This window comes from Mesorhizobium sp. P2_C5_2 (assembly GCF_056404535.1).
In genome coordinates this window covers 734,529-755,125 of the sequence record NZ_JBFUDV010000001.1, presented here as the reverse complement: position 1 = coordinate 755,125, position 20,597 = coordinate 734,529, and the positions used below count along the sequence as shown (strand labels likewise).

21 protein-coding genes and 2 tRNA genes are annotated in these 20,597 nt (G+C 62.8%); 13 read left to right on the top strand and 10 right to left on the bottom strand.

Going from position 1 to position 20,597, the window contains the following annotated elements:
• Positions 1-127: 127 nt before the first annotated feature.
• The 5 genes from AC1D1B_RS03505 (at position 128) to AC1D1B_RS03485 (ending at position 4,571) form a co-directional block, all read left to right on the top strand.
• Positions 128-667 carry a sigma-70 family RNA polymerase sigma factor gene (locus tag AC1D1B_RS03505; protein ID WP_477329388.1) on the top strand — a complete coding sequence of 180 codons (540 nt, stop codon included), beginning with the start codon at positions 128-130 and terminating at the stop codon, positions 665-667.
• A complete protein-coding gene (locus AC1D1B_RS03500; RefSeq protein ID WP_477329386.1) occupies positions 664-1,389 on the top strand; it encodes an anti-sigma factor in 726 nt (241 codons plus the stop codon). Before AC1D1B_RS03505 ends, AC1D1B_RS03500 begins: the two co-directional genes overlap by 4 nt.
• Before the next feature lie 224 nt (positions 1,390-1,613).
• Complete coding sequence (locus AC1D1B_RS03495) at positions 1,614-2,171, top strand: fasciclin domain-containing protein (protein WP_477329384.1); 558 nt, start codon at positions 1,614-1,616, stop codon at positions 2,169-2,171.
• Between the two features lie 214 nt (positions 2,172-2,385).
• Entirely contained in the window at positions 2,386-2,880 is a 495-nt protein-coding gene (msrB, locus tag AC1D1B_RS03490; protein ID WP_477329383.1) for a peptide-methionine (R)-S-oxide reductase MsrB, read from the top strand.
• Positions 2,881-3,035: 155 nt separating this feature from the next.
• On the top strand, positions 3,036-4,571 hold the full coding sequence (locus AC1D1B_RS03485; RefSeq protein ID WP_477329381.1) for an FAD-dependent monooxygenase: 1,536 nt from the start codon (positions 3,036-3,038) through the stop codon (positions 4,569-4,571).
• Between the two features lie 105 nt (positions 4,572-4,676).
• On the opposite strand, the gene AC1D1B_RS03480 is transcribed toward AC1D1B_RS03485, so the two are convergent.
• Positions 4,677-6,278 carry a DHA2 family efflux MFS transporter permease subunit gene (locus tag AC1D1B_RS03480; protein WP_477329379.1) on the bottom strand — a complete coding sequence of 534 codons (1,602 nt, stop codon included), beginning with the start codon at positions 6,276-6,278 and terminating at the stop codon, positions 4,677-4,679.
• A 22-nt stretch (positions 6,279-6,300) separates the two neighbouring features.
• Positions 6,301-7,485: an HlyD family secretion protein gene (locus tag AC1D1B_RS03475; protein WP_181059820.1), complete on the bottom strand. Its 1,185-nt coding sequence runs from the start codon at positions 7,483-7,485 to the stop codon at positions 6,301-6,303.
• 146 nt (positions 7,486-7,631) lie between these two features.
• Here AC1D1B_RS03475 and AC1D1B_RS03470 point away from each other — a divergent pair, with 146 nt between their 5' ends.
• Positions 7,632-8,375: a TetR/AcrR family transcriptional regulator gene (locus tag AC1D1B_RS03470; RefSeq protein ID WP_477329377.1), complete on the top strand. Its 744-nt coding sequence runs from the start codon at positions 7,632-7,634 to the stop codon at positions 8,373-8,375.
• A gap of 65 nt (positions 8,376-8,440) precedes the next feature.
• Here AC1D1B_RS03470 and yihA read toward each other — a convergent pair whose 3' ends face one another.
• From yihA to AC1D1B_RS03455, 3 genes are all read right to left on the bottom strand, one after another.
• Positions 8,441-9,100, bottom strand: a complete 660-nt coding sequence (gene yihA, locus AC1D1B_RS03465) for a ribosome biogenesis GTP-binding protein YihA/YsxC (protein ID WP_477329375.1) — start codon at positions 9,098-9,100, stop codon at positions 8,441-8,443.
• Positions 9,097-9,735, bottom strand: coding sequence for a CatB-related O-acetyltransferase (locus AC1D1B_RS03460; protein WP_477329373.1), 639 nt, complete (start codon positions 9,733-9,735; stop codon positions 9,097-9,099). Before AC1D1B_RS03460 ends, yihA begins: the two co-directional genes overlap by 4 nt.
• 123 nt (positions 9,736-9,858) lie before the next feature.
• Entirely contained in the window at positions 9,859-10,080 is a 222-nt protein-coding gene (locus AC1D1B_RS03455; RefSeq protein ID WP_477329371.1) for a hypothetical protein, read from the bottom strand.
• Positions 10,081-10,339: 259 nt separating this feature from the next.
• Between AC1D1B_RS03455 and AC1D1B_RS03450 the strand changes: the two genes are divergently transcribed.
• The 3 genes from AC1D1B_RS03450 to AC1D1B_RS03440 are packed head-to-tail and all read left to right on the top strand — an operon-like array spanning position 10,340 to position 13,354.
• Positions 10,340-10,528, top strand: coding sequence for a hypothetical protein (locus tag AC1D1B_RS03450; RefSeq protein WP_477329370.1), 189 nt, complete (start codon positions 10,340-10,342; stop codon positions 10,526-10,528).
• Positions 10,521-11,810 carry an HlyD family secretion protein gene (locus tag AC1D1B_RS03445; RefSeq protein ID WP_477329368.1) on the top strand — a complete coding sequence of 430 codons (1,290 nt, stop codon included), beginning with the start codon at positions 10,521-10,523 and terminating at the stop codon, positions 11,808-11,810. The genes AC1D1B_RS03450 and AC1D1B_RS03445 overlap by 8 nt, the downstream gene beginning before the upstream one ends.
• Complete coding sequence (locus tag AC1D1B_RS03440; RefSeq protein ID WP_477329366.1) at positions 11,807-13,354, top strand: DHA2 family efflux MFS transporter permease subunit; 1,548 nt, start codon at positions 11,807-11,809, stop codon at positions 13,352-13,354. Before AC1D1B_RS03445 ends, AC1D1B_RS03440 begins: the two co-directional genes overlap by 4 nt.
• A gap of 166 nt (positions 13,355-13,520) precedes the next feature.
• On the opposite strand, the gene AC1D1B_RS03435 is transcribed toward AC1D1B_RS03440, so the two are convergent.
• From AC1D1B_RS03435 to rpmH, 4 genes are all read right to left on the bottom strand, one after another.
• Positions 13,521-14,087, bottom strand: coding sequence for a fasciclin domain-containing protein (locus tag AC1D1B_RS03435; RefSeq protein WP_477329364.1), 567 nt, complete (start codon positions 14,085-14,087; stop codon positions 13,521-13,523).
• A gap of 350 nt (positions 14,088-14,437) precedes the next feature.
• Complete coding sequence (gene yidC, locus AC1D1B_RS03430; protein ID WP_477329362.1) at positions 14,438-16,267, bottom strand: membrane protein insertase YidC; 1,830 nt, start codon at positions 16,265-16,267, stop codon at positions 14,438-14,440.
• A 14-nt stretch (positions 16,268-16,281) separates the two neighbouring features.
• Entirely contained in the window at positions 16,282-16,635 is a 354-nt protein-coding gene (rnpA, locus tag AC1D1B_RS03425) for a ribonuclease P protein component (RefSeq protein WP_477329360.1), read from the bottom strand.
• A gap of 16 nt (positions 16,636-16,651) precedes the next feature.
• A complete protein-coding gene (rpmH, locus tag AC1D1B_RS03420; RefSeq protein WP_008833937.1) occupies positions 16,652-16,786 on the bottom strand; it encodes a 50S ribosomal protein L34 in 135 nt (44 codons plus the stop codon).
• 344 nt (positions 16,787-17,130) lie between these two features.
• Between rpmH and AC1D1B_RS03415 the strand changes: the two genes are divergently transcribed.
• From AC1D1B_RS03415 to AC1D1B_RS03400, 4 genes are all read left to right on the top strand, one after another.
• The gene (locus AC1D1B_RS03415; RefSeq protein ID WP_477329358.1) at positions 17,131-18,648 is read left to right on the top strand and encodes an ATP-binding protein; all 1,518 of its coding nucleotides are present in this window, start codon (positions 17,131-17,133) and stop codon (positions 18,646-18,648) included.
• A 283-nt stretch (positions 18,649-18,931) separates the two neighbouring features.
• A tRNA-Arg gene (locus tag AC1D1B_RS03410) sits at positions 18,932-19,008 on the top strand.
• 120 nt (positions 19,009-19,128) lie between these two features.
• Positions 19,129-19,887, top strand: a complete 759-nt coding sequence (locus AC1D1B_RS03405; RefSeq protein WP_477329356.1) for an SDR family NAD(P)-dependent oxidoreductase — start codon at positions 19,129-19,131, stop codon at positions 19,885-19,887.
• Positions 19,888-19,949: 62 nt separating this feature from the next.
• Positions 19,950-20,027 (top strand) — tRNA-Arg (locus AC1D1B_RS03400).
• A 78-nt stretch (positions 20,028-20,105) separates the two neighbouring features.
• Here the strand turns inward: AC1D1B_RS03400 and AC1D1B_RS03395 are convergent.
• A complete protein-coding gene (locus tag AC1D1B_RS03395) occupies positions 20,106-20,408 on the bottom strand; it encodes a YdhR family protein (protein WP_477329354.1) in 303 nt (100 codons plus the stop codon).
• Between the last annotated feature and the right edge of the window lie 189 nt (positions 20,409-20,597).

The following is a 20,597-nucleotide window of genomic DNA, read 5'->3' as shown; positions in this document are numbered from 1 at the left end:
GAGGCTAACGACAGCGGATTTCCTTGGCAACTGACCGACAATTACTGGCGATTCGGCTCGGAGGACGTTGCGTGGAGATCAACATTTCCGCCTTTGCAAATAAATCGCAATCGCCTAGCCTATCGACATGACGCCGCAGGACATCTCCACCCTGATTGTCCGGACTTCGATGAAGGATCGGGCTGCGTTCGATCTGCTCTACCGGCAGACCAGCGCGAAACTTTTCGGCGTGTGCCTTCGTGTATTGAGGGACCGGGGAGATGCGGAAGAAGCGCTGCAAGAGGTCTTCGTCAAAGTGTGGACGAAGGCGGATCGTTTCGCGGTTTCTGATCTCAGCCCAATCTCCTGGCTGGTAGCCATAGCGCGCAATCATGCGATTGATCGCATCCGATCGCGACGCAAGCCTGCCGCCGATATCGATGTCGCGCTTGACGTGGCTGACCCCGGTCCGGGGCCTGAGGCCATGGTTGTTGCGGGCGGTGAATCCGAGCGCATCTACCAGTGCCTCGAAGAGTTGGAACAAGACCGGGCGCAGGCCGTCCGCGGTGCCTATTTGAACGGCGAAAGTTACGCCGACCTGGCGGAACGTCACAAGGTTCCGCTGAACACGATGCGAACATGGCTGCGCCGCAGCCTATTGAAACTTAGAGAATGTCTGGAAAGATGACCCTGGCAGAAGAAAATGGACCGGAACGTGGAGGCGACGACCTGCTCGCAGCCGAATACGTTCTCGGCGTCCTGCCGGCAGACGAACGCCAGATAGCCTCCGGACGCATCGACGCGGAGACCGTCTTTGCCCGTCTCGTCGATTCCTGGGAGGTTCACCTTTCGCCGATGGCCGCCGCTTATGCGGAAGTGGAGCCGCCGGCCACGGTCAAGCCGGCTATCGATCGCCGGCTGTTCTCCTCCACCGCAGCCTCGACTACTGCGGCGCCGAGCGGCAGCCTATGGGCGAGCCTTGCCTTCTGGCGCGGCCTCACCGCAGCGGCTCTCGCCGCCCTGGTCCTCTACATCGCCGTGCCTTACGTCAGGCCGCCGGTCGTCGTGCCGCAGGAGCGTCTGGTCGCTTCGCTGGCTGCCGATGGCAGCGACGTCAAATACCTCGTCGTCTACGACGCCGGACGCCGCGATGTCGGCCTCTCGCTGGTTTCGGGCGAACGCGCCGCCGGCAAGGACTTCGAGTTGTGGATGATCGAAGGCAAGAATGCGCCGGTCTCGATGGGTGTCATTCCCACCGGCCAGACCACGCACATCGCCGTGACACCGGCCGTGCAGCAGAAGCTGGCGCAAGGCGCCGTGCTCGCCGTCAGCGTCGAGCCGACGGGCGGTTCGCCGACCGGACAACCGACCGGACCGGTCGTTGCCGCGGGCGATCTGAAGGGCATCTGATAGATCTCAAGGTCATGACCTGATCATGAAGAACAGCGGAAGTTTATCTTCCGCTGTTTTCGTTTTGTCCGCGCTGATGGAAGTTATTGGATCGATCTCCGAAAATTTAATGCGCCAACCAAATAAAGAATAATTTTTCCCGACGCGCGGAAACTCGAGCGGCTCTATCTCGTATCTCCTCATGTTCCCGAAAGAGGAACAATAACCCGAGGAGTCCGAACACTATGCGTAAACTCGCCACCCTTTTGCTCGCCGGTACGATTGCCGTCTCCGCACTCGCTAGCGTCGCTTATGCCGAAAATCCGATGGTTGGCGGCGCCGCCATGTTCGCCGACAAGAACATCGTCGAGAACGCCGTCAATTCGAAGGATCACACCACGCTGGTCGCCGCCGTCAAGGCTGCGGGCCTGGTCGAAACGCTGCAGGGCGCCGGCCCGTTCACCGTCTTCGCACCGACCAATGAAGCCTTTGCCGCACTTCCGGCCGGCACGGTTGAGACGCTGCTCAAGCCCGAGAACAAGGACAAGCTCACCAAGATCCTGACCTGCCATGTCATCGGCGCCAAGGCGATGGCGGCCGATGTGATGAAGATGGCGATGGACGACGGAGGCACCCACAAGGTCAAGACGGTCGGCGGTTGCGAGTTGTCGCTCAAGGCCGATGGCGGCAAGGTCACCGTCACCGACGAAAACGGCAATGTCGCCAATGTAACGATCGCCGATGTCGAGCAGTCCAATGGCGTCATCCACGTCATCGACAAGGTTCTGCTGCCGAAGATGTAACAAAGCGCCTGCCGCCGACGAACAGTTGGTCAAGGCTCCCTGTAGATTGCGCGGCTCGCGCCCCCGTGGGCCGCGCAAACGACCGAGCGCTCCATCCCGTCCGCGACAAGCGTGGAACCGGTGTGGAGCGTTCGTTTGCAGGGCAACCGTCACCGGCTTTTGATTTTGCTGTGGCGGCAAAATTTGGCAAAATAAACTGCAGGAGGATTCTGTCATGAACCGTCGCGATTTACTTCTCAGCGGCGTCGCCTTTGCGGCCGTCGCCGGCGCCGTGGCAACGCTGCGTATGGGCGGGCCGGCCAGAGCTGCCGAAACCTTCGAGGTCACCAAGACCGACGCCGAATGGCACGCCATCCTGTCCGACGAAGGCTTCAACGTGCTGCGCAAGGAAGGCACCGAATATCCCGGCACCAGCCCGCTGCTCAACGAACACCGCAAGGGTATCTTCGCCTGCGCCGGCTGCGACCTGCCGGTCTATTCCTCCGAGACCAAGTTCGATTCCGGCACCGGCTGGCCGAGCTTCTGGCAGGAGATTGCCAACGCCGTCGGCAAGACCGAGGACCGCTCGCTGGGCATGACCCGCACCGAGGTCCATTGCCGCCGCTGCGGCGGCCATCTCGGCCATGTCTTCGATGACGGCCCGGCGCCGACCGGCCTGCGCCACTGCATCAACGGCGTCGCGCTGACCTTCAAGCCGGCGACTGCCTGACCGTCCAGTGTCTCTTGGCGATGTCGGGAATTTGGGAGGCGGCGTTACAACTGCCTCCTACCTCTTGAAATGGGGCGAAAACACTTAATTTCAAGAATTGGCAGACGGCTTTTTATGCGTAGATTCCGCAGCCCTTAATGAGAGGGCCAGAACCTATGCAACGAGTGCAAGAACAGGCTCGCCAGGGCGAGCGCAAATCGACCGGTCGTGCTGGTGCCGACCGGTCGCAAATCTCCCATCCTGTGGTGATCGTCGGAGGCGGGCCGACCGGGCTGATGCTGGCCGGCGAGCTTTCCTTGGCGGGCATCGATGCCGCCATCGTCGAGCGGCGCGTTGGACAAGAGCTCGACGGGCTGCGCTCAGGCGGCTTGCACGCACGCACCATCGAAATCTTCGACCAGCGCGGCATTGCAGACCGTTTTCTGGCGCAAGGGCGCACCGCCCAGGTCGCGGGCTTTGCCGGCGTTTCCCTTGACATCAGCGACTTTCCCACCCGCCACAATTACGGGCTCGCTTTGTGGCAGAAGCATATAGAGCGCATCCTTACCGACTGGGTGGAGGAGCTTGGCGTCACGATTTACCGTACCCGCGAAGTCACTGGCTTTCTCCAGGATGACAGCGGCGTCGACGTTGCGCTGAGCGATGGCCGCTCGCTTCGTGCCGACTACCTCGTCGGCTGCGACGGCGGCAGAAGTCTCGTGCGCAAGGCATCGGGCATCGAATTCCCGGGTTCGGATCCGACGACCAGCAATTTGATCGGCGAGGTCGAGGTAACAGAGGAGCCGAACTGGGGCATCCATCGCGATGCAACGGGAATTCATGGTCTCAGCAAGCTGGACGACGGGACCGTGCGGGTGATGGTGACCGAATGCGAGGTCGGGGCTGTCGCGCCGCCCACGCTGCGCGATCTGAGCGACGCGCTCATTGCTGTCTTCGGCACCGATTATGGCGTCCACAATCCGGCATCGCTTTCCCGGTTCACCGATATGGTCCGGCAGGCCGCGTCATACCGCAAGGGGCGGGTGCTGCTGGCGGGCGACGCCGCGCACGTGCATCCGCCAGACGGCGGACAGGGCATGCAGCTTGGCGTGCAGGACGCGGTCAACCTGGGATGGAAGCTCGCCCAGGTGGCCAGGAAAACGGCGCCGGAAAGCCTGCTCGATACCTACCAGGCAGAGCGTCATCCGGTTGCCGCCAAGGTGTTGCGAAACACCATGTCGGCGGTCGTGCTGCGCCGCGAAGACGAGCGCATAAAGGCGCTGCGAGACATGGTGTCCGGGCTTCTCGCCATGGAAGAGCCGCGCAAACGTTTTGCGGGAATGATGTCCGGCCTGGACATACACTACGACCTCGGCGAGGGGCATCAGCTGCTGGGACGTCGCATGCCGGATCTCGACCTCGTCACCGCCGACGGCCCGCAACGGGTCTTTGCGCTGCTGCACGACGCCCGGCCGCTGCTGCTCAATTTTGGAAAACCCCGCGCTTTCGATATCGGCCCATGGGCGGACCGGGTTCGGTTGGTCGACGCCAGCTACGATGGCCCATGGGAGCTTCCGGTCCTGGGCGAGGTCAAAGCTCCCGGCGCGGTACTGGTCCGGCCTGATGGCTATGTGGCCTGGGTTGGTGGGCCGACATCGGCGGGGCTGACAGTCGCGTTGACCAAATGGTTCGGGCCGCCGGCTGCCGCATAGCGCATTCAAAGCGTTGATAGCGTTTGATGCTTAAGCATGACCCCGGAAATCGGGGGTGATTTCCGGGGTCATGCATGAGGGCGCCAGGCGGGGGGTCTAGCGCGCTCAATGGCCTCCGCCGCCGCTGCCCGCCGGCGGCGCCGGCTTGGCGATGACGAGGGTGAACAGAGCCATGGTCGCGAACAGCACGGTCAGCATGGTGAACACATCCATGAACGACAGCAGCGACGCCTGCTGCTGGACCATGCCCGACAGCTTCGAGATCGCCGCCTTGGTGGCGTCGAGGCCGGGTGTCTGCTGGAAGTCGAGCGTCATGTTCTGCAGCTTCTGCTGCGCCGCCGCACTGCCCCATTCGACATGCTCGGCCAGCCTTGCATAGTGGAAGGCGTTGCGATCGATCAGCACGGTGTTGATGACCGCAAGGCCGACCGCGCCGCCGAGGTTGCGGGTCAGGTTGAACAGGCCCGACGCGTTCTTTAGCCGGTCCGGCGGCAAGGTGCCGAGCGCGATGTTGTTGATCGGCACCATGCACAGCATCATCGAGCAGCCGCGCAGGATCTGCGGGATGAGCAGCTCATAGAAATCCCAGTCGGCCGTCAGATGCGTCATCCACCAGGTGCCGGCGGCAAAGCCGAGCAGCCCGATCATCATCATGATGCGCAAATCCATCTTGCTCGACAGGATGCCGGAAATCGGCGCGGTGACGAACATCGCCAGGCCGCTGACGAACAGCGCCTCGCCGATCATCAAGGAATCGTAGCCGCGGATGCGCCCGAGGAACACGGGATAGAGATAGGTCAGGCCGTAGAGGCCGATGCCGATGACGAAGGAGAACAGCGAACCGAAGGCGAAATTAACATTGGTGAAGGCCCTGAGATCGACGATCGGCTCCTCGGCGGTAAAAGCGCGCCAGAAGAACAGCACCGCACCGACAACCATGATGATCGCACAGATGAACACTGCCTGTTCCTGCAGCCAGTCATGGTTCGGGCCTTCCTCAAGCACATATTCCATGCAGCCGAGGAAAGCCGCCATGCCGGCGAGGCCCCACCAGTCGAACTTGCTGAACAGGCCGAGATTGGGCTTGTCGAAATCGATCAGCGACCAAGTCGCAGCCGTTACCAGAATGCCGGGCACGACATTGATCAGGAACAGCCAGTGCCAGGAGAGGGCGTGGCTGATATAGCCACCGACCGTCGGGCCGATGGTCGGCGCCAGCGTCGCCACCAGGCCGATCATCGGCGACACCATGGCGCGGCGCGACGGTGGGAAGATGGTGAAGGCAGCCGCGAAGACGCTCGGGATCATGCCGCCGCCGATAAAGCCCTGGATGGCGCGGTAGACGATCATCTGGTCGATGTTGGTGGCAGTCGCGGCCAGCGCGCTTGCCGCCGTGAAGCCCGCCGCGGCACCTGCAAACAGCACGCGCGTCGACAGCATCCGGCTGAGGAAGCCGGACAGCGGGATCATCACCACCTCGGCGATCAGATAGGCGGTCTGCACCCACGGGATTTCATCGGAACTGGCGCTCAAGCCGGCCTGGATCTCGGCCAGCGAGGCCGAGACGATCTGGATGTCGAGGATCGCCATGAACATGCCGAACACCATCGCCAGGAAGGCGATGAGGCGGCGGGTCGAGATGGTGGTCGGCACCGCCGGCATGGCAGGCGCCGGCGCCGCTCCTGCTGTTATGGTTGCGGTTGCCATGGCGTTATCCCCTTGCGGCCGCTCAGTTCGCCGCGGCCGGAGCCGTGCGGCTGTCGACGGCGACGATGACGCTCAGGCCGGCACGCAGCCTGCCTGCCTTCAAGACATCGGCGGGTACCTCGATGCGAACCGGGACGCGCTGCACCACCTTGGTGAAGTTGCCGGTGGCGTTTTCCGGCGGCAGCAGCGAGAACACCGCACCCGACGCCGGCGCCAGCGACGACACCGTGCCTTCGAAATCATGGCCGTCCGTGGCGTCGACCGAGACCCGGACCTTCTCGCCGGGCACCAGCTTGGCCAGCTGTGTCTCCTTGAAGTTGGCGACGATGTAGAGCTTGTCCATCGGCACCACGACGGCGAGCTTCTGGCCGGGGCTGACGAGATCGCCCTGCTCGACCGAGCGGTTGCCGACGACGCCGTCATAGGGCGCCTTGAGCACGGTGAAGGAAAGATCGCGCGCGGCCTTGTCGCGGTTCAGCTGCAGCGAGGCCAGCGTGCTGGCCGACTCTGCGCGCTGCGCCTCGAACACGCCGATATTGGCCTGTGCGGCGGCGATCTGCGCGTCGGCGCCGACAAGAGCCGCATTGGCCTGGTCGAGTGCGGTCTGGGCGTCGTCGAGCTGCGCCTGTGTGCCGACATGGGTCTTGACCAGCTGCGCGGCGCGCTGCTGGGCACGTGCCGCATTGTCGGCGGCGGCCTGATCGGCAACCTTCTGTGCTTGCGCCTGTTGCAACGAGGCCTGCGCGGCCTTGGTCTGCGCGTCGATGCGGTCGAGCGTCTTGGCCAGCGTGGCGATCTGCGCTTCGGCCTGGGCAACGGCAATCTTGTAGTCGCCGTCATCGATCGTCAGCAGTGGATCGCCGGCCTTGACCTGCTGGTTCTCCGAGACCTTGACCTGGTCGACATAGCCGGAAATCTTCGGCGACACGAAAGACATGTCGGCCTGGACATAGGCATCGTCGGTCGAGATCAGGAACCGGCCGTCGGTCCAGTAGTTATAGCCATACCAGGCGCCGGCGCTGAGCAGGGCCAGGCCGATGATCGGCAGCATCAGCGAGCGCGCCGACCGCTTCTTCTTGGCCGGCGTCTCGGCCAGAACTTCGGCGGCAGGCTTGGGAGGCGCTTCCGGAGCTTCGATGACCGGCGAGACCTTGGCGGTGGGAAAGGGCCGAACTTCGGCGGTCGTGGTTGGGGTGTTCGAGGACATGATATCTCGCTACTGTCGCTATATAAGGAATTCGTGTTATACTGAACCGTTCGGTTCGATGTGGACGTTGACATAGCGTCAAAGTGGGCCCATATCAAGGGGCAATCGAACCGGTCGGTTCGAATTATTTGCGAGGTGTGACTTTTATGGCCGACACGTTAGCCGACGCTGAAACTGATCCGTGCGATGTGCTGGATAGTGCGCGTCGCGGCCGCCCGGCGGCGGGCCAGGATCCGGTAAAGCGCAGCCAGATCATCGAGGGCGCCCGCCGCGTCTTCATCGACAAGGGCTTCGAAGCGGCGTCGATGAACGACATCACCCGCGAGGCCGGCGTCTCGAAGGGCACGATCTATGTCTACTTCGCCAACAAGGAAGAGCTGTTCGAGGCGCTGATCGAGGAAGAGCGCGGCACCATCTTCAAGAACATGTACGACATGCTCGACTGCGCCGACGATCTGCGCCAGACGCTGGTGAAGTTCGGCAAGGTGCTGTCGATGAAGATCACGTCGGCCAAGGTCATCCAGGCACAACGCACGGTGATCGGCGCTTCCGACAGGATACCCGACATGGGCGCGCGCTTTTACGAGCGCGGGCCCAAGCGCGGTCACGACAAGGTGGCGCAGTTCTTCAATGCCGCCGTTGACCGCGGCCTGCTCAAGATCGACGATGTCGATCTTGCCGCCTATCAGTTCACCGAACTGTGCCTGGCCGGCCTGTTTCGCCAGTGCATCTTCGCCTACCGCACCAAGGCGCCGAGCCAGGATGAAGTCGACCACATCGTGCGGTCGGGCGTCGACGTGTTTCTGAAATACTACGGCACCGATCAGCTTGCCGAGGAAGAAAGCCACCAGATGATCGCCCTGGAGGCGAAGGCCAAGGTAAAGGCCTAGTCGGCCAAAGGTTTTTTTCGCAACTCCGGACGGAAAACCGCTTCACACTTTTCCTGGAGTTGCTTTTAGCCGCCATTGGCGGCCAGCACGATCGCCGCGCGTAGCTCGTCCAGACCCTCGCCCTTTTCCGACGATGTGGCGAGCACGAACGGGAACGCCGCCGGCCGCTTCTTGATCTTCAGCAGCGTCTCTTCGATCAGCCGCGGCACGCCCGCCGCCTTGATCTTGTCGGTCTTGGTAAGCACGATCTGGTAGGACACCGCCGCCTTGTCGAGCAGCGACAGTACCTCGTCGTCCTTGGCCTTGATGCCGTGGCGGGCATCGATCAGCACATAGACCCGCTTCAGCGTCACGCGGCCCTTGAGATAGTCGAAGACCAGCTTCGTCCAGTCGTCGACCTTTTCCTTCGGCGCGCTGGCATAGCCGTAGCCCGGCATGTCGACCAGCGCCATTGGCGGCAGGTCGGTGCCTTCACCGGAAAACCCGCCCGGCACGAAATAGTTGAGCTCCTGCGTGCGCCCCGGCGTGTTGGAGGTGCGTGCCAGCCCGTTATGGCCGACCAGTGCATTGATCAGCGATGACTTGCCCACATTGGAGCGGCCGGCGAAGGCGATTTCCGGCGGCCCTTCCGGCGGCAGGAATTTCATCGCCGGCACACCGCGGATGAAGATCCAACCCTTGGTGAACAGCTCGACGCCGATAACAGTGTTGCCCAAAGCGTTCAAACCGCTGCCTCCAGCCTGGAAATATCGGCGCCCCTGATGGCATTGAGGTTGCGGCCGATCTTGTCCACTGGCCAATTCCACCACGCCACCGAAAGCAGCCGCCGCACCGTCCTGTCGTCGAATCGCATCTTCACCACCTTTGCCGCATTGCCGGCCACGATCGCATAGGCCGGCACGTCATGCGTCACCACCGATTTCGCCGCCACGATAGCGCCATGGCCGATCGACACGCCTGGCATGATCACCGCATCCATGCCGACCCATACATCATTGCCGACCACCGTGTCGCCGCGCACTTCCTGCGACCACGTTTTCGGATCGAAGCCGTGTTCCCAGCCATGGCCGAAAATGTTGAACGGATAGGTCGAGAAGCCGGACATCGCATGGTTGGCGCCGTTCATGATGAAACGTGCGCCCTCGGCGATGGCGCAGAACTTGCCGATGATGAGCTTGTCGCCGATGAACGGATAATGATGCAGCACGCACCGCTCGGCGAATTTGTCCGGTCCGTCCGGATCGTCATAATAGGTGAAGTCGCCGATCTCGATGTTGGGTGCGGTGACCAGCGGCTTCAGGAAGCCGACCCGGCTGTGCATCGGGATCGGGTGCTTGATGTCAGGGTTGGGTCCGTCCATGGCGAGGTCCGTCGAAGAGTGGCAGCCGGGCGCAGGCGATATCGGGCAGGCGCCGTTCAAAATAGCGTGATCCGCCCTATAGCACCAATCGTCCGATGAGCGAGCCCTGCAGGGCTTCGACAATCACTTCGTGCTGCGGCAGATCACGATCGGATCGGACATCGCGCGGTCGAAACCACCGCCTTGATAGACCTGGACATTCGCGGCGCCTGGCGGCAGCAGGAAGCTGCCTTCGACGATCTTCTGGTCACCGCTCGCCATGTGCAAAGCCCAGCTGAAGCTGCAGAATTGCGGCGGCGCCTTGGGTTCGACATGGCTGCAGTTCAGTTGCGCGCCGCCCAGCATGGCGGCTCCGCCACAGCTGACGGCGTCCTTGGCGGCGGCTGGAAATGCGCATCCCGACAGGACAGCCACAGCAGCGATCCGGAGCCAATTCATCGTCATTGTTTCACCGGCTCGTGCCGGTCCTTCTGTTGCGCCACGCCGATGGGACATTTGCTCCAGGCGGCCTAATCCATCTTGCGCACGGCGTCCAGCAGGATTATGTGCATGATGATAATAAGCATGCTCACGAAAAGTTGCCCGCAGACTCTGATCTCCTCCCATGTCCTCCTCACCCAACATCAGCTTCGTGCTGCACGATGTCGCGCGCCTGTTTCGCAGGGGGCCTGAGCCGCATTCGCGCGCGGCCAATATCGGGCAGCTCCGGCTGCAAACCCTGACCCTGATCACATCCAATCTGCTCGAGGCTTGTACCCAGCCAGCCGTCGACCGGGAGAAAACCCATGGCTGAATCGACATCACCCAAGAAGCCGGCGGAAGACGCCACGGATCGGCCGCGCGACCAGATCATCCGGCTGGACAGCGAACGCGAACAGCGGCGCGCCGGCACGGTCATCGACGATGGCGAGCTGGAAACGCCGGTTGCGCTTGAGCCGGCAGCGCTCGAGGCGCCAACCAAGGAGCCGCTGCCGCAGCCGGCCCCGGTCATTGTCGCGCCGCCGGCGCCGGCCAAGCCGAAGCGCAGCCTGACGCGGCCGGTCCTGTTTGCCTTGCTGCCGATCGCGCTGATCGTCGGCGGTTACTATTACGTCATCGGCGGCCAGGTCATGACCACCGACAATGCCTACATCCAGGCGCAGTCGCTCGGCGTCTCCACCGACGTCTCCGGCACCGTGCAGGAGATCGGCGTGCACGAGAACGAAGCGGTGAAGAAGGGCGACGTGCTCTTCCGCCTGCGGCCGGCCTCTTTCGAGACCGCGCTTGCCGCCGCCCAGGCGCAGCTCGGCACCGTGCGCAACCAGGTGCTGACCTTGCAGGCGAGCTACCAGCAGTCGCTGTCGCAGATCGATCAGGCTGAGGCCGACATCCCCTACTACGAGGCCGCCTTCCAGCGCCAGCAGGACCTGCTCAAGACCTCGACCGCCTCCAAGGCGAGCTTCGACAGCGCCCAGCACGACCTCGTCACTGCTCGCCAGAAAGTGTCGGTCGCCAAGGCGACGGCGCAGGCAACCCTTGCCCAGCTCGGCGGCGACGCCAACCAGCCGGTGGAGAAGAACCCCTTCTACCTGCAGGCGCAGTCGGCCGTCGACGATGCCGAGCGCAACCTCGCCGATGCAACCGTCAAGGCGCCGTTCGACGGCATCGTCACCAATGTCGACGCGCTGCAGGTCGGCAAGTATTTGCCAGCGTCGCAGCCGGCCTTCAGCCTGATCTCGGCGACCGATCTGTGGATCGAGGCAGAGCCGAAGGAAACCGAACTGACTTATGTCAGGCCGGGGCAGACGGCGACGATCAGCGTCGACACCTATCCGGGCGCCGTGTGGCACGGCACGGTCGCCTCGATCAGCCCGGCCTCGTCGTCGAGCTTCTCGCTGCTGCCGGCGCAGAACACCACCGGCAACTGGGTCAAGGTTGTGCAGCGCATCCCGATGCGGGTGACGGTCGACGATCTCGCCGGCAAGCCGCCGCTGCGCGGCGGCATGAGCGTTGTCGTCGACGTCGACACCGGCCATGCCCGCGGCCTGCCCGACTTCGTCACCAACCTCATCAACCGGTTCGAGCAGAAGTCATGACCAGCGCGTCCGCGACAGGTGCCACGCCGGTGGTCGCCAATCGCGGCGCCATCACCGCTTGCGTGATCCTGGCTGTCATCATGCAGGCGCTGGACACCACCATCGCCAATGTAGCGCTGCCCTACATCCAGGGCAGCGTCTCGGCCAGCGCCGACCAGATCAACTGGGTGCTGACCTCCTACATCGTCGCTGCCGCCGTCATGACGCCGCCTTCGGGCTATCTCGCCAACCGTTTCGGCCGCAAGCGCATCCTGCTGACCTCGATCACCGGCTTCGTCGTCGCGTCCGTGCTGTGCGGCTTCGCGCAGTCGCTGCCGCAGATCGTCGGCTTCCGGCTGCTGCAAGGCCTGTTCGGCGCCGCTCTGGTGCCGCTGTCGCAAAGCATCCTGCTCGACATCTACAGCGTCGAGGAGCGCGGCTCGGCGATGGCGCTGTTCGGCGTTTCGGTCATGGTCGGGCCGGTGCTCGGCCCCGTCATCGGCGGCTGGCTGACCGAGAATGTCAGCTGGCGCTGGGTGTTCTACATCAACGTGCCGATCGGCGCGCTGGCCTTTGCCGGCGTGTCGATGTTCGTCATGGAAACCAAGATGGACCTCAAGGCCAGGCTCGACTGGCTGGGCTTCGGGGCGCTTAGCATCACCATTGCCGCGCTGCAGATGTTCCTCGATCGCGGCGAGCAGCTCAACTGGTTCTCCTCATCCGAGATCATCGTCGAGGCGCTGATCTGCGCCTCGGCCTTCTACATCTTCCTCGTCCACACCTTCACCGCCCGCAACAGCTTCGTGAACCCAAGGCTGTTCCTCGACCGCAACTTTGCCGTCGGCATGGTCTTCATCTTCATCATAGGCATCACCTACCTCGCCTCGCTGGCGCTGATGACGCCCTATCTGCAGACGCTTATGGGTTATCCCGTGGTGACCGCCGGTATCGTCATGGGTCCGCGCGGTCTCGGCACCATGGCCTGCATGTTCCTGGTCGGCAGGCTGGTAGGCAAGGTCGACACGCGCTGGCTGCTGTTCATCGGCCTGGCGATCACCGCCTGGGCGATGTACGACATGACCGGCTGGACCCCCGATGTCTCGCAATGGACGATCATCAGCACCGGCTTCATCCAGGGCGCGGGTCTCGGCTTCCTGTTCGTGCCGCTCACAACCATCACCTTCGCCACGCTGGCGCCGGAGCGGCGCGCCGAAGGCACCGGCCTCTACAATCTATCGCGCAACATCGGCTCCAGCGTCGGCATCTCGGTCGTCACCGCGCTGTTGACGCAGAATGTGCAGATCAACCATGCCAACATCGCCACCTATGTCACGCCCTACAACCAGGCGTTCAACAATCCGGCGATATTCCAGGCGATGAACCCCTACAGCGCTGCAGGTCGCGCCGCGCTCGACGGCGTCGTGACGCTGCAGGCAACGATCATCAGCTACATGAACGACTTCAAGCTGATGATGATCCTGTCGCTCGCCGCCATCCCGCTCGTTCTCTTGCTGCGCAAGCCCGCGACCCCGGCCAAGGTCGACCACAGCGCCGTCGTGGAGTGAAAACGAAGACGGGGAGTGAAAACGAAACCGGGGCCCTGCGAAGGACAGGCAGGACCCCGGTCGTGTCGAAGGCGGCTTCCGCAACACATGGCACCTCGTTACGAGGCGGGATGGCAAGCCGAGAAAGCCGTCACGGACTTGCCGTCATCCCCTTTTCCGGAAGCCGTTACTTCGGCAACAGCACTTTGTTGACGACGTGGATGACGCCGTTTGACTGGTTGACGTCGGCGATCGTCACCTTGGCGGCGCCACCGGATTCGTCGACAATGTAGAGCGAGCCGCCCTTTACCTCGGCGGTCAGCGTGTCGCCGGAAACGGTCTTCATCTCATACTTGCCGCCCATCGCCTTGGCCTTGGTCATCATCTCCTTGGCCGAAATCTTGCCGGCGACGACATGCGCGGTCAGGATCTTGGTCAGCTTGTCCTTGTTCTCGGGCTTCACCAGCGTGGCGACGGTGCCGGCGGGCAGCTTCTTGAAGGCGGAATCGGTCGGCGCGAACACGGTGAATGGGCCGGCGCTTTCCAGCGTATCGACCAGGCCGGCGGCCTTGACGGCTGCAACCAGCGTCTTGTGGACCGGCGAGTTGACAGCATTCTCGACAATGTTCTTCGAGGTCAGCATCGCGGCGCCACCGACGGCGGGGTTGGCGAATGTGTAGACGGTCGTGGCGGTAAGGCCGGAAGCCGCTAGGACGGCCGAGATGCAGAGAGCTTTGAGGATGGACTGTGCCATTGGAGAACCCTTCTGTTGCGACAATTGTTTATTCGATTGCCGGGAAGAGTTACGCGGCTTTGCCTCGGATAGTTTCGAGGTCCGGAAAGAAAAATATAATCAAAACAAATACTTATGCCGGGTCACCGTGTTCCACGACCAAGAACCCCGCGACAAGGTCACGAGGTATCGCTTCAAGCGAAGCGGGTTCTTCGGCTGAAGGGGATCGGTCTTGATCGTCTCGGTGGTACAGGAGCAGCCACGCCGATTGCGCGGCGCAAGTTTCGCGCTTCACGGGAACGTGATGCGCGTGGCGCGCAACAAAAAGCCCCGGACGAGCCGGGGCTTTTTGGATTCTATGGGGGTGCCGGCTATTCCGCCGGCGATGGTTTCTTGCGGAACAGTGCCGCCAGATTGTCCCACAATTCGATCTTGGCGCCCTGGCGCTTCATGATCACGCCCTGCTGCAGGATCGACAGCGTGTTGTTCCAGGCCCAGTAGATGACGAGGCCGGCTGGGAAGCTGCCCATCATGAAGGTGAAGATCACCGGCATCCAGGTGAAGATCTGCGCCTGCGTCGGATCCGGCGGCGTCGGGTTCATGCGCATCTGCAGGAACATGGTGATGCCCATGACCACCGCCCAGGCGCCCATATGCGGCAGGAAGGCCGGCGGCGCGAACGGCAGCAGGCCGAACAGGTTGAAGATCGACGTCGGATCGGGCGCGGCCAGATCCTGGATCCAGCCGAAGAACGGCGCGTGCCGCATCTCGATGGTGATGTAGAGCACCTTGTAGAGCGAGAAGAACACCGGGATCTGCAGCGCCACCGGCCAACAGCCGGCGAGCGGATTGATCTTCTCGGTCTTGTACAGCTCCATCATCGCCTGTTGCTGCTTCATCTTGTCGTCCGCGTATTTCTCGCGGATCTCAAGCATCTTGGGCTGCACCTTCTTCATATTCGCCATCGACGAATAGGATTTGTTGGCGAGCGGGAAGAAGATGGCCTTGACCACGACGGTGGTGGCCAGGATGGCCAGGCCGAAATTGCCGAAGAATTTGTAGAGCGTGTCGATCAGCCAGAACATCGGCTTGGTGATGAAATGGAACCAGCCCCAGTCGATCAGGAGGTCGAACCGCTTGATATGGCGATCCTCGGCATAGGCGTTGATCTTGCCGACTTCCTTGGCGCCGGCGAAGATTTCCGACTCCACCGTCGTCGATTGTCCGGGTGCAACGGTGATCGCATCGGACAGGAAATCCGCCTGATAGCTGTGCGCATGAGGCCCGGTAGGGAATTCAAAATAGGAGTAGTTGGGCTGGAATGGCTGCTTTTCGGTCGGGACGAGGGTCACCGCCCAGTATTTGTCAGTGATGCCAAGCCAACCGTCGGTCGACTTGCCTGGCTTGACCTGCCTGTCCTTCTCGATCGCCGCGTATTTATGTTCCTGCAGGCCCTCGGTGCCGGTGAAGCCGATCAGGCCCTCATGCAGCACATAGGTGCTGGCAACGGCCGGCTTGTCGAAGCGGGTGACACGGCCATAATTGTAGAGGGAAACGGCTGCCGCCCCGGAATTCTTCACCGTATCGGAGACGGTGAACAGGTAGTCATTGTCGACCGAGAAGGTGCGCTCGAAGGTCAGGCCCTTGTCGTTGACATAGGTCAGCGTCACCGGGTTTGCCGGTGTCAGCGTCGGATTGCCCGTCGCGGCCCAAACGGTGTCCGCTCCCGGCACGGTGCCGGTCTGATCGACATTGGCGGCGCTGTAGCCGATTTCGGCAAAGTAGCCGTTGGGCAAGGCCGCCGGATTGAGCAGGCTGATCTCGGGCGAGTCCTTGTCGACGGTCTCGGTATAGTGCTTGAGCTTGAGGTCATCGAGACGCGCGCCGGTCAGGTTGATCGAGCCCGACAGGCTCGGCGTGTCGATCTTGACGCGGGCTGTCGCCGCAAGGGCCTGTTCGCGGCTGGCCGCCGTTACCACGCCGCCGGGCGCGTTCGGAATAGCGCCAGGCGCCGCGGGCGCCGTCGTGCCACCGGGATTTGCGGCCTCGGCCGCCTTCTTCTGCTCGGCCGCCCGCTGCTCTTCGATGCGCGTGGCTTCGGCTTGCCGCTCGCTGCGCGGCAGCACGTAGAAATATTGCCACAGCCCGAGGATCAGCACCGACAAGACGATGGTGATGTAGAAGTTCCGGTTGTTTTCCATCGAAAGCCCTTGGCCTATCGTGTTCCGCTGATACGGCGGGAGAGCTCGGCCTTCAACTGGCCGAACGGAATGGTAAGCACGTCTTCACGCCCGACGATGACATAGTCATTGCCGGGCGCCATGTCACTTGCGGCATGGGTGCGCACGGCTTCTTTCAGCCGCCGCCTGATGCGGTTGCGCACGACTGCATTGCCGACTTTCTTGGTGACGGTGAAGCCGACGCGTGGCGACAGGCCGTCATTGCGGTCGAGAACTTCAACGAGAAAAAGCCGCCCGCGCCGCTTTTCACCGCGGCGGACGGCCAGGAATTCCGCACGTTTCAGCAGCCGCTTGGGGTTTGGTCCCACTGGCTTACCGGTTGCGGGCAACGATCTCGTCTTCCGTTCAGGCGCTGAGCCGCTTGCGGCCGCGGTTGCGGCGAGCTGCGACGACGCCGCGACCACCCTTGGTGGCCATGCGAGCACGGAAACCGTGCCGGCGCTTGCGGACGAGTTTGGACGGTTGGTAGGTACGCTTCATTTGTTTTAATACCGCGGGGTGCGGCCCTTCTTGATTCTGTCACTGTGTAACAGGAGCTTTGCCGGGCCGGCATTGGCGCGATCGAAACCGCGCCGGGACGAATGGCCCGAGCGTGAGCGGGCTTATAGAAAGAAGGTCTTTGGGAGTCAATCCAGCGCGAACACCAGTTCGTCGCGGCGCGAACTATCAGTTCGTCGCGGTGCGAGCCGCCAGTTCGTCGCGGTGCGAACAAGCAGTTCGAGGCGGTTTATTGCTGGTACCATCGTTCAACGAAGGATGAAATTGGCAAAAAAGCCGCAATCGCCTAATCTCAACCGATCAAGCGTTTGTGAAGACAGGTCTTAATGAGCGAACTTGCCTCAGCGGATGAAGGGACCGGCCCGGCGAAAGCCGACGCCAGCCCGGAGACCATTCGCCCGGTTCCAAGCCGCTCGGTATCCTTGGCGCGGGGCCTGTCGACCAAGCTGCTCCTGCTCACCATCGTCTTCGTGCTCCTGGCCGAAGTCCTCATTTTCCTGCCCTGGATCGCCAGCTACCGCCTGGCCTGGCTGAAGGAGAGGCTGAGCACCGCGGCCGCGGTGTCGATCGTATTGGTGCAGGGCGAGCCCAATTCTTTATCCCGCACCGCCCAGAACGACGTGCTGATGGCAATCGGCGCCAAGGCGATCGCCGTGCGCGATGGCGGCGTGTCGCGGCTGCTGGTGGTGGCCGAAATGCCGCCGCAGGTCGACGAGCATATCGACATCGCCAATGTCGGCATGATCAAGGGCATGACCGGGGCGCTCGACACGCTGTTCTTCGGCGGCAAGCGCATGCTCAGGGTTTTCGGCCCGGTCGGCGACAGCGACAAGGAATTCGAGCTGATCATGCCCGATTATTCCCTGCGCAACGCCATGCTGCGCTATTCGCGCAACGTCGCCTTCGTCTCGCTGCTGATCTCGCTGTTCACCGCCATGCTGGTCTATGCCGCGATCGACCTGATCATGATCGGCCCGATCCGCACCATGACGCGTTCGATGCTGTCCTTCTCCGAGGCGCCCGACGACCCTGGGCGCATCATCCATCCGGCTGCCCGCGCCGACGAGATCGGCGTTGCCGAACGCGAACTGTCGCAAATGCAGGAACGGCTGCAAAAGATGCTGGCCGAGCAGAAGCACCTTGCCGATCTTGGCCTCGCCGTCTCCAAGATCAACCACGACATGCGCAACATCCTGGCCTCGGCGCAACTGATGTCGGACCGCCTGCGCCTGGTCAAGGACCCGACCGTGCAGGCTTTCGCGCCGAAGCTGTTGCGCGCGCTCGACCGCGCCGTGTCCTATTCGGAAGGCGTGCTGGCCTATGGCCGCACCCAGGAGCCAGCGCCCTCGCGCCGCCGCTTGCGGCTGCGCCAGCTGGTCGACGACGTCCACGGCCTGCTCGACATCGAGGACGGCATCGAATTCGTCAACGCCGTCGAGCTCGCCTTCGAGGTCGACGCCGATTCCGACCAGTTGTTTCGCGTGCTCACCAATCTGTGCCGCAACGCGGTGCAGGCGATGGCGGCCGATGCCGAGAGCGCGCTGGTGCGCCGGCTCGCCGTCTCGGCCGAACGCATGGGCAGCGTCAGCCGCATCGTCGTCACCGATACCGGCCCCGGCCTGCCGCCCAAGGCGCGCGAAAACCTGTTCGCGGCATTTCGCGGTTCGGCCCGCAGCGGCGGCACCGGCCTTGGCCTGGCCATCGCCCACGAACTGATCCGGGCCCATGGCGGCACGGTGGAGCTGGTCGAATCGATCGGCGGCCGCACCACCTTCGCCGTCACCATCCCCGACCAGCCGGTCCGCCTCGACCAGGCCCGCAACGGCCTGCGCCGCCCGGCCTGAGGTATGTCGATATTCAGCTGAGGCCGGCCTGCAAATGGCGGATACCTACGCTTCCGGTGTCACGTACGAAAAGTACGCTCCGCTCCGGTTCTCGGCATCAACCATTTTCGACTCGGCCTGAGCTGAATCTCAACCCACCTCGATCTGTGCTGGCAAAAGCGCCTGCGACAAAACTTTTGCCGGATCGGCTTGCTTTTCGGAAATTCAGTCGTTAGGGAACACGTCTCGTCGCGGCCGGTCGCCAGGACCGGATCGCGGGGCTATGCAAGTCATGGCCTGTTGCGCGCCCGTAGCTCAGCTGGATAGAGCACCAGACTACGAATCTGGGGGTCAGGAGTTCGAATCTCTTCGGGCGCGCCATTTCAGAATACGCCATTGGTGCCGGAACGCGCCGTTCTTCCGATGCAAATCCCCGCAGCACCGTCGCCCAATGTGCGTGGTAAGACTGCGACGGCGGACCCAGCGGAGTCTGATTTGACCATGCCTTCTTCTACCACCAAGCGTGCGCTGATCACCGGGGCGGGTGCCGCCGACGGCATCGGCTTTGCCATTGCACGGCAGCTCGGCCTTGCCGGTCACGCCGTTTTCCTGAACGGTGCCAGCGCGCGTGTACTAGATCGCGCCGCCGAGCTTTGCGCCGAAGGCATCAATGCCAAAGCCGCGGTCGCCGATCTCACCATCGCAGCCGAAGTCGCGCGGCTGCGGGATGATGTCGGCGCTGTCGACATCCTGGTCAACAATGCCGGCATGGGCTCGCTGGCATCGCCCTCGGCAGACAAGGCGTTTCTCGCCATGACCGAGGCCGACTGGGACAAAGGGATCGACGTCAGCCTGAAGACCGCGTTTCTGGTCACCCGCGCGTTTCTGCCGGCGATGGTCGATGCGGGCTATGGCCGCATCGTCAATGTGGCGTCGGTCACCGGACCTCTGGTGTCCTTCGAAGGCACCGCCGCCTATTCCGCCGCCAAGGCCGGTATGGTCGGCCTGACGCGCACGCTGGCGCTCGAAGTGGCGAAAAGCGGCATCACGGCCAACGCCGTGGCCCCCGGCTGGATCGAAACGGGGTCGTCGAGCGAGATTGAGCGGCAAGCTGCCCTGCACACGCCGCCGGCGCGGGCCGGGCGGCCCGACGAGGTGGCCGCAGCGGTCGTGTTCCTGGCATCGGAAGGCGCCAGCTACGTCAACGGCGCCCTGCTGGTGGTCGACGGCGGCAACATCCTTCAGGAGCGCAAGGGCTGAATGCGAAAACGACGGGTCGTTCACGATGGGTTCGCGGGCCTATGCCAAGCACGGCCTGTTGCGCGCCAGTAGCTCAGCTGCATAGAGCACCAGACTACGAATCTGGGGGTCAGGAGTTCGAATCTCTTCGGGGCGCGCCATATTTCTGAAACAAAGGCTTAGACACTGGGGCCGCCCGGATTTTGGCTGAACATGCGGCCTCCGAACCTCCGAGAATACTACTTCACCGGGCCACGTGTGATGGTCGTGAGTTCTTCGATCACGTCAAACGCCTTGATGGTCAACGTCGGGTCACCTTTCATCTCCGCAACAATTGGCCCGTCCAAGAAGGCTTGCACTGCGGCGTCATCGTCGAATAGGTAGATCCCGCCAGCTTCGCTTTGGGCCTCGTTTATGATCCAGACCTTCCAGCGCAGGCCAGGTATCTCCGCGATTGGTTGAGCATAGGGCAGGTTTTCTCTCTCGTACTCGGCCCTCGGCCCGTCGAGCTTGTAGTTGATTTGCAGGATTTTGGCCGACATGTCTTTCGTCCCTCATTCTCTGTAGTAAACTTTGCACGGCCACAAGCGACCCTCCATGCGTCCGCTGTTACGTTTGAGCGGACGATCAAGAAAGGTGCCCAACACGCGCAGTGCGGTCCGGCCTGGTTGTATGCATGGTCATGATAACCCCCGATGGTTGGGGTCGCTCGAATGACGATCACCATGACG